The organism is Helicobacter kayseriensis (assembly GCF_021300655.1).
In the GTDB taxonomy this organism is placed as follows: Bacteria; Campylobacterota; Campylobacteria; order Campylobacterales; family Helicobacteraceae; genus Helicobacter_G; species Helicobacter_G kayseriensis.
The window spans coordinates 1-7422 of the sequence record NZ_JAJTNB010000015.1 but is presented as its reverse complement, the minus strand read 5'-3'; the positions used below and the strand labels follow the sequence as shown (position 1 = coordinate 7422).

Annotated in this window: 2 protein-coding genes, 2 tRNA genes and 3 rRNA genes; 2 read left to right on the top strand and 5 right to left on the bottom strand. The window is 42.6% G+C overall.

What is annotated here, in order from left to right; genetic code table 11:
- Both LW137_RS06905 and LW137_RS06900 read left to right on the top strand, forming a co-directional pair.
- A partial coding sequence (locus LW137_RS06905; RefSeq protein WP_233034846.1) for a type II secretion system F family protein occupies positions 1-686 on the top strand: 686 nt, incomplete at its 5' end.
- Complete coding sequence (locus LW137_RS06900) at positions 671-964, top strand: hypothetical protein (protein WP_233034844.1); 294 nt, start codon at positions 671-673, stop codon at positions 962-964. The genes LW137_RS06905 and LW137_RS06900, both read left to right, overlap by 16 nt.
- A gap of 780 nt (positions 965-1744) precedes the next feature.
- On the opposite strand, the gene rrf is transcribed toward LW137_RS06900, so the two are convergent.
- The 5 genes from rrf to LW137_RS06875 form a co-directional block, all read right to left on the bottom strand.
- Positions 1745-1860 (bottom strand): 5S ribosomal RNA (rrf, locus tag LW137_RS06895).
- 196 nt (positions 1861-2056) lie between these two features.
- Positions 2057-4937, bottom strand: a 23S ribosomal RNA gene (locus LW137_RS06890).
- A 230-nt stretch (positions 4938-5167) separates the two neighbouring features.
- Positions 5168-5243: transfer RNA gene (locus LW137_RS06885), tRNA-Ala, on the bottom strand.
- 2 nt (positions 5244-5245) lie between these two features.
- Positions 5246-5322 (bottom strand) — tRNA-Ile (locus tag LW137_RS06880).
- 88 nt (positions 5323-5410) lie between these two features.
- A 16S ribosomal RNA gene (locus tag LW137_RS06875) occupies positions 5411-6906 on the bottom strand.
- The 16S, 23S and 5S rRNA genes sit together here with 2 tRNA genes alongside, the layout of an rRNA operon.
- Positions 6907-7422 lie beyond the last annotated feature (516 nt).

The window sequence follows — 7422 nt, the reverse complement described above, 5'->3', positions numbered from 1 at the left end:
TATTTGTTTTTGTTTGCACGATCATATGTTTTGTTTTCTTGCTTCAGACGATTACCCCACTCTTTACTCAACTCTTTTTAGAAAACCAGCTAGAACTCCCTATCTATACACAAATTCTTATTTCTCTTCACGAGAAGCTCTCTCAATATGGCGCTTTTATTTTATTTTTTCTTTTTCTTTCTTTGATTTTTATCTTCTTTCAAATCAAATCCAAAGGTTTTCTTTATCAATCCCTCCTTTCTTTATTGCTCTCTCTTCCTTTATTTGGAAAAATAACCTTGCGAACATATTTATATCAGTATTGCTTCACCCTCTCTCTTCTAATACAAGCAGGAATAGATCTCCTCTCAAGCGTTTTGCTCGCTCAACAAAGCATCTCATCTCAAAGCATTCGCCATAAACTTTCTCAGATTCACAACTCTCTTCTCAATGGAAAATCCTTCTATGAAGGAGCAAAAATATGTAAATTATTTGACTCTCTCACCTTAAGCCTGATTGTTGCAGCCCAAAAGGGAGAGAACTTTTCTCAAGTCCTTCATACCTGTGCCATTTATTATAAAAACCAAAACAAGGATACCCTAGATTTTATGATTGCCCTCATTGAACCCCTCTTTACCTGTCTGCTTGGTATATTTGTCCTTCTTCTTGCCTTGGGGATTTTTATGCCCATTTGGAATCTTTCATAATAAGCGTCATATTTTCACATCTCATCTTCTCACTCCCCTTTTTCTATCTTTTAAAACAACAATATCACCCTATCCTCCTCACAAAAGCTTCCCTTCCTATTTATAACCCCACTCTTTCTTTTGATCAATACTCGCAAACTCCAATCATCTATCCACGATTAAATCCACACACCACCATTACTATCATTATCACCACCACTATCATCACAATCACCATCATCACCATTGCCATCATCACAACACTAAAACAACATCAAAGATTTTTTCAAAAGATTTAAAAGCAAAAATATTGATTATCACATTAACAGTAAAACCATAAAAATCACCGATACTTTATTGACATCACACCAATAGCATCCAAAAAGTCATTGATTTTAAAAAAGATCATTTAACCCTGCAATCAAGCTCTACTTTTACCCCAGAATGAAACTATCCATAAAGCCCTACAAATAGAACATTCTCTAAATACGCTTTATGCTTCATTGAAATATGATTTAATGAGGTTTTAATCCTTGGAAGAATGTGTGGAGTGATCAATTAAAATGATGTGAGATTTTACACCTAAAATCAAAGTCAAAAACTACCTCACTTTGATTTCATTTGCAAACTCACTTTGATTTTAAAAGCGGTTTGCAGAAAACAAGACTCAAACCTCTCAACCCCTCATTTCAAAAAAGAACTTAAAAATACTTTGATCTGACTTAAAATCATCATCCAATATAAATCCAATAATAAGAATTGCCTTAAAAAATAAAACACTCTTAAAAATAAATTTTAGAGAGATATAAAAACAAATTTGTAGCCATAAGATAAATGCAATAATTGCTAAATATTGAGCCAAACCTATATAGCCATTCAAGTTACTGCTAATCCTTTGGAGACTTGAAAAGCAAACCAATCCTCAAGAGCTTTAAAATAAATCAATTCATCTTTTTTAAAAGAGACACAAAAGCTTTACACATAAAAATAAAAAACTTTTAAAAAAATAGAAGAGTTTTAATTTATAAAGCGAAAGAAATAAAAATAATGATTTAAAAGAAGTTTAAGAAGAAATCCCAACCCTGCATCGACCTACATTCCCACATCTGAAAGATGCAGTATCATCAGCGATGAGGAGCTTAACTTCCAGGTTCGGAATGGAGCTGGGTGTTTCCTCCTCTCTATAGACACAGGGAAAAGGGAAGAAAAGATAAGCTCTTATCCTTTATTCCCTTTTCTTAAAGGCGATATTGTATCTTGTTTCTAGCCCTGATTTTAAGAAAGTTTTTTGATCAATTTCTCAATCTCTTTTAACTTTCTTTTTTAGTAATAAGCATACACTCAATAAGGCAGTGAAGACATCATTGATTAGCATTTATCTTCATTTGAATAAAAATAAGCCAAACGGTCTATTAGTATTGGTCAGCTAAATGTATTACTACACTTACACATCCAACCTATCAAGCAAGTAGTCTTCTTGCGACCTTCAGGGAAAGTTTATCTTAGAGTTGGCTTCCCGCTTAGATGCTTTCAGCGGTTATCACATCCATGCGTAGCTACCCAGCGATGCTCTTGGCAGAACAACTGGTACACTAGTGGCATGTCCATCCCGGTCCTCTCGTACTAGGGACAGCTCTCCTCAACTTTCCTACGCCCACGGCAGATAGGGACCGAACTGTCTCACGACGTTCTGAACCCAGCTCGCGTACCGCTTTAAATGGCGAACAGCCATACCCTTGGGACCTGCTCCAGCCCCAGGATGCGATGAGCCGACATCGAGGTGCCAAACCTCCCCGTCGATGTGAGCTCTTGGGGGAGATCAGCCTGTTATCCCCGGGGTACCTTTTATCCTTTGAGCGATGGCCCTTCCACACAGAACCACCGGATCACTATGACCGACTTTCGTCTCTGCTCGACTTGTTTGTCTTACAGTCAGGCTGGCTTATGCCATTACACTCAACTTGCGATTTCCAACCGCAATGAGCCAACCTTTGCAAGCCTCCGTTACTTTTTAGGAGGCGACCGCCCCAGTCAAACTACCCACCAGACATTGTCCTGCTTGAGGATAACTCAAGCCAGTTAGCAGACAGAAACATTAAGGGTGGTATCTCAAGGATGGCTCCATCTCCACCGGAGTGAAGATTTCAAAGCCTCCCACCTATCCTGCGCATAATGCTCCCATCGGCAGTGTCAAGCTGTAGTAAAGGTCCACGGGGTCTTTCCGTCTTGCCGCGGGTAGGAGGAATTTTCACCTCCACTACAATTTCACTGAATCCCTGGTTGAGACAGCTCCCATCTCGTTACGCCATTCATGCAGGTCGGTATTTAACCGACAAGGAATTTCGCTACCTTAGGACCGTTATAGTTACGGCCGCCGTTTACTCGGGCTTCAATTCAAAGCTTCACCTTTCGGCTGACTAATCCTCTTAACCTTCGAGCACCGGGCAGGCGTCACACCTTATACTTCCTCTTACGAGTTTGCAAAGTGCTGTGTTTTTGGTAAACAGTCGGGAGGGACTCTTTGCTGAGACCTACTTGCGTAGGCACACCTTATCGCGAACTTACGGTGCTAGTTTGCAGAGTTCCTTAACCAGAGTTCTTTCACGCGCCTTAGAATACTCATCTCATCTACCTGTGTCGGTTTACGGTACGGGCAACATTAGCTAAACTTAGAAGCTTTTCTTGGCACGACGGTATCAGTGATTCTCTCTTCCATCCGAAGACTTCAAAGAGCCTGTCAGGCTTGTGATACAGGAGCGGATTTGCCAATCTCCCAACTTACACCTTTCGACCAACTATTCCATCAGTTGGCTCACCTAACCCTATGCGTCCCTCCATCGCACACTAATGTTGGTATAGGAATATTAACCTATTTGCCATCGCCTACCCCTTTCGGACTCGGCTTAGGACCCGACTAACCCTACGATGACGAGCATCGCGTAGGAAACCTTAGACTTACGGCGAATATGATTCTCACATATTTTATCGCTACTCATTCCTGCATGCTCACTTCGCATCGCTCCAGCACTCCTTACCGGTATACCTTCAACGCAGATACGAACGCTCTCCTACCACTGTGCTAAGCACAATCTACAACTTCGGTGTCTATCTTAGCCCCGTTATATTTTCAGCGCGCAATCACTAGACCAGTGAGCTGTTACGCTTTCTTTAAAGGATGGCTGCTTCTAAGCCAACCTCCTGGTTGTCTAAGTAACTGTACATCTTTTTCCACTCAGAATAGAACTTTGGGACCTTAGTTGGTAGTCTGGGTTGTTCCCCTCTTGACGATTGATTTTATCACCCACCGCCTGACTCCCAAGATACGGTAATAGGTATTCGAAGTTTGACAGGGTTTGGTACCGCGGTGAGCAGCCCTAGCCCAATCAGAGCTCTACCCCCTATTACTATCACTTGAGGCTATACCTAAATATATTTCGGAGAGAACCAGCTATCACTGAGTTTGTTTGGCCTTTCACCCCTATCCACAGCTCATCCCAACCCGTTTCAATGGGTACGAGTTCAGTCCTCCATAAGCTATTACACTTACTTCAACTTGGCCATGGATAGATCACTCAGCTTCGGGTCTGCAGCATCTGACTAATCGCCCTTTCAGACTCGCTTTCGCTACGGCTTCGCGTTTGCTTAACCTCGCCAGATACCACAACTCGCAGGATCATTATGCAAAAGGCAGTCCGTCACCCTGATAAATCATAGGGCTCCGAATGATTGTAGGCAGATGGTTTCAGGTTCTATTTCACTCCGCTCACTGCGGTTCTTTTCACCTTTCCCTCACGGTACTTGTTCGCTATCGGTCAAAGAGTAGTATTTAGGGTTGGAGAGTGGTCTCCCCTGCTTCAGCCCGGATTTCACGTGTCCTGGCCTACTCTGGATCCTGCTACCTAGAAATAATCTTTCGTATACGGGGCTATCACCCTGTGTCGCTAACCTTTCCAGATTATTCTACTAGATTATTTCAGTGGATGTTGCAGTCCTCAACCCCGAGTGCAAGCACTCGGTTTGCCCTCTTCCCCGTTCGCTCGCCGCTACTAGGAGAATCTCGTTTGATTTCTTTTCCTCTAGGTACTGAGATGTTTCACTTCCCTAGGTTCGCTCCATTTAAGGTAATACATATCTCTATGTATTGGGTTGCCCCATTCGGAAATCTACGGATCAAAGCTTCTTGACAGCTCCCCGTAGCTTATCGCAGTCTAGTACGTCCTTCATCGCCTCTCTTTGCCAAGGCATCCACCATCTGCCCTTAAAAGCTTATTTTCATATGCTTTCAAGTTTAATAAAACTGCTTATGAATCAATGATTTTCTAAGTCTCACTGCCTTATTGAATGTATCTACAATCAATAAAAACAGAGTTTATTGTAGTCTTATTACTATAGGCTATTAACAATGATAAATCAAATAACACTTAGACTTAAAGTCTAATGTAAGCCTTTATCTCATAAACACTTACATTAGACTTTTTAAAAACTTTCTTTTCATCAAAGAATGGTGGAGAATAGCGGGATCGAACCGCTGACCTCCTGCGTGCAAAGCAGGCGCTCTCCCAGCTGAGCTAATTCCCCTATGGTGGGCTTAGGAGGACTCGAACCTCCGACCTCACCCTTATCAGGGGTGCGCTCTAACCACCTGAGCTATAAGCCCGCATGCACCAAAGATAAATAATCTCTGAAGACTAAGCAAAAGATGTCAAGTTGAAGCAAGATAAATGAATATCTGCTTATTTCTCTTGAAAGGAGGTGATCCAACCGCAGGTTCACCTACGGTTACCTTGTTACGACTTCACCCCAGTCGCTGCATCCGCCGTGGACGGTAGCCAGTTTAGCATCCCGGCTTAAGGCGAATACAACTCCCATGGTGTGACGGGCGGTGAGTACAAGACCCGGGAACGTATTCACCGTGACATGGCTGATTCACGATTACTAGCGATTCCAGCTTCATGTAGTCGAGTTGCAGACTACAATCCGAACTGAGAGATGTTTTTGAGATTTGCTCCACCTCGCGGTATTGCTTCTCTTTGTGCATCCCATTGTAGCACGTGTGTAGCCCTAGGCGTAAGGGCCATGATGACTTGACGTCGTCCTCACCTTCCTCCTCCTTACGAAGGCAGTCTCCTTAGAGTGCTCAGCCGAACTGCTAGCAACTAAGGACGAGGGTTGCGCTCGTTGCGGGACTTAACCCAACATCTCACGACACGAGCTGACGACAGCCGTGCAGCACCTGTTTTCAAGCTCCCCGAAGGGCACTCCCATATCTCTATAGGATTCTATCAATGTCAAGCCTAGGTAAGGTTCTTCGCGTATCTTCGAATTAAACCACATGCTCCACCGCTTGTGCGGGTCCCCGTCTATTCCTTTGAGTTTTAATCTTGCGACCGTACTCCCCAGGCGGAATGCTTAATGCGTTAGCTGCATTACTGCAGAGACAAGCTCCACAACAACTAGCATTCATCGTTTAGGGCGTGGACTACCAGGGTATCTAATCCTGTTTGCTCCCCACGCTTTCGCGCATCAGCGTCAGTAATGTTCCAGCAGGTCGCCTTCGCAATGAGTATTCCTCTTGATCTCTACGGATTTTACCCCTACACCAAGAATTCCACCTACCTCTCCCATACTCTAGAATAACAGTTTCAAATGCAGTTCTATGGTTAAGCCATAGGATTTCACATCTGACTTATTATCCCGCCTACGCGCTCTTTACGCCCAGTGATTCCGAGTAACGCTTGCACCCTCCGTATTACCGCGGCTGCTGGCACGGAGTTAGCCGGTGCTTATTCGTTAGATACCGTCATAATCTTCTCTAACAAAAGGAGTTTACAATCCTAAAACCTTCATCCTCCACGCGGCGTTGCTGCTTCAGGCTTTCGCCCATTGAGCAATATTCCCTACTGCTGCCTCCCGTAGGAGTCTGGACCGTGTCTCAGTTCCAGTGTGTCCGTTCACCCTCTCAGGCCGGATACCCGTCATAGCCTTGGTGAGCCATTACCTCACCAACAAGCTGATAGGACATAGGCTGATCCCATAGCGAAAAACTTTCCCTCGTAAGGAGTATCTAGTATTAATCACCGTTTCCAGTGGCTATCCCAGACTATGGGGCACATAACCTATGCATTACTCACCCGTGCGCCACTAATCCACTTCTAGCAAGCTAAAAGCTTCATCGTTCGACTTGCATGTATTAGGCACGCCGCCAGCGTTCACTCTGAGCCAGGATCAAACTCTCCATAAAAAATAGATTTGTTTGTCCTAAAACTCTGTTATGTCAGAAATCACAAGTTATAACTTCAATATAGAATAAATCTATACGGGTTATAAGAGTTGTAAATATTAGACATCAGAATATTAAGTTGTTTGTTTTCAATTTTAAGTCTTGAAAGACTTTACACTCAACATTCTTTTGCTTAGTTTTCAAAGATCATTATCTAAAATTATTTGATTTAAAGCTCAGTTTTTAAACTAATCTAAATCATCAATAAAAATAAATAGAACACACCAAACAAAGCAAGAACTCAAACCCGAGAAGACAATAAGACTTTCAACCCTTAGATTGAAAGATAAAGCCAAATTCTCTGGAGATTTAAAGCGTCTCACCGATTGGGAAGTGGAATAATACACTAAAAAAATGAAAAATTTACAAAAAATTTTAAAAAATTAATATTTTTTGCAAAAAATCAAGATTTTTGGGAACTGGGAACTGGGAACTGGGAACTGGGAACTGGGAACTGGGAACTGGGAACTGGGAACT